The sequence below is a fragment of the Streptomyces desertarenae genome (genome assembly GCF_042681365.1).
Classification (GTDB): domain Bacteria; phylum Actinomycetota; class Actinomycetes; order Streptomycetales; family Streptomycetaceae; genus Streptomyces; species Streptomyces desertarenae.
This window is the reverse complement of sequence record NZ_JBHUFU010000043.1, coordinates 1-1,082: the sequence shown is the minus strand read 5'-3', so window position 1 is coordinate 1,082 and position 1,082 is coordinate 1. Positions and strand designations below refer to the sequence as shown.

The window sequence follows — 1,082 nt, the reverse complement described above, 5'->3', positions numbered from 1 at the left end:
CGCAGAATCACTTGACCAGTGAGCTATTACGCACTCTTTCAAGGATGGCTGCTTCTAAGCCAACCTCCTGGTTGTCAAAGCAATCCCACATCGTTTCCCACTTAGCCGTTACTTGGGGGCCTTAGATGATGGTTAGGGTTGTTTCCCTTTTCACGACGGACGTTAGCACCCGCCGTGTGTCTGCCAGATAGTTCTCTTGGGTATTCGGAGTTTGGTTAGAATTGGTACAGCTCGCGCCGCCCGCATCCATCCAGTGCTCTACCCCCCAAGGAATTCGTCTGACGCTCTACCTAAATAGATTTCGCGGAGAACCAGCTATGTCCAGGTTTGATTGGCCTTTCACCCCTAACCACAGGTCATCCCAGACCTTTTCAACGGGCACGGGTTCGGTCCTCCAGCTGGTGTTACCCAGCCTTCAACCTGCTCATGGATAGATCACCTGGTTTCGGGTCGTCATGCGACGTACTTATTCGCCCTATTCAGACTCGCTTTCGCTGCGCCTACACCTAACGGCTTAAGCTTGCACGGCACATGAAGTCGCTGACCCATTATACAAAAGGTACGCCGTCACCACGCGTGGTGGCTCCGACTGCTTGTAGGCTTCCGATTTCAGGTTCTATTTCACTCCCCTCGTCGGGGTGCTTTTCACCTTTCCCTCACGGTACTTGTTCACTATCGGTCACTGAGGAGTACTTAGGCTTGGAGGATGGTCCCCCCATGTTCAGACAGGATTTCACGTGTCCCGCCCTACTCGAGTCTGTCGCTAATTGACGCCTACGGGGCTATCACCCGCTATGGCCGACCTTTCCAGATCGTTCGGCTTTATGTCACGACAGCACTGGCCTGGTCCCGGTTCGCTCGCCACTACTACGGGAGTCTCGGTTGATGTCCTTTCCTCCGGGTACTGAGATGTTTCAGTTCCCCGGGTTCGCTTCGTTACCCTATGTATTCAGGTAACGATAACCCTTGCGGGTTGGGTTTCCCCATTCGGAAATCCACGGATCAAAGCTTGCTCACAGCTCCCCATGGCTTATCGCAGCGTGCCACGTCCTTCATCGCCTCTCAGTGCCAAGGCATCCACC

Annotated in this window: 1 rRNA gene; it reads right to left on the bottom strand. The window is 54.1% G+C overall.

The annotated features are described in order from the left end of the window. A 23S ribosomal RNA gene (locus tag ACFSJS_RS27875) occupies window positions 1-1,082 on the bottom strand; the annotation flags it as partial.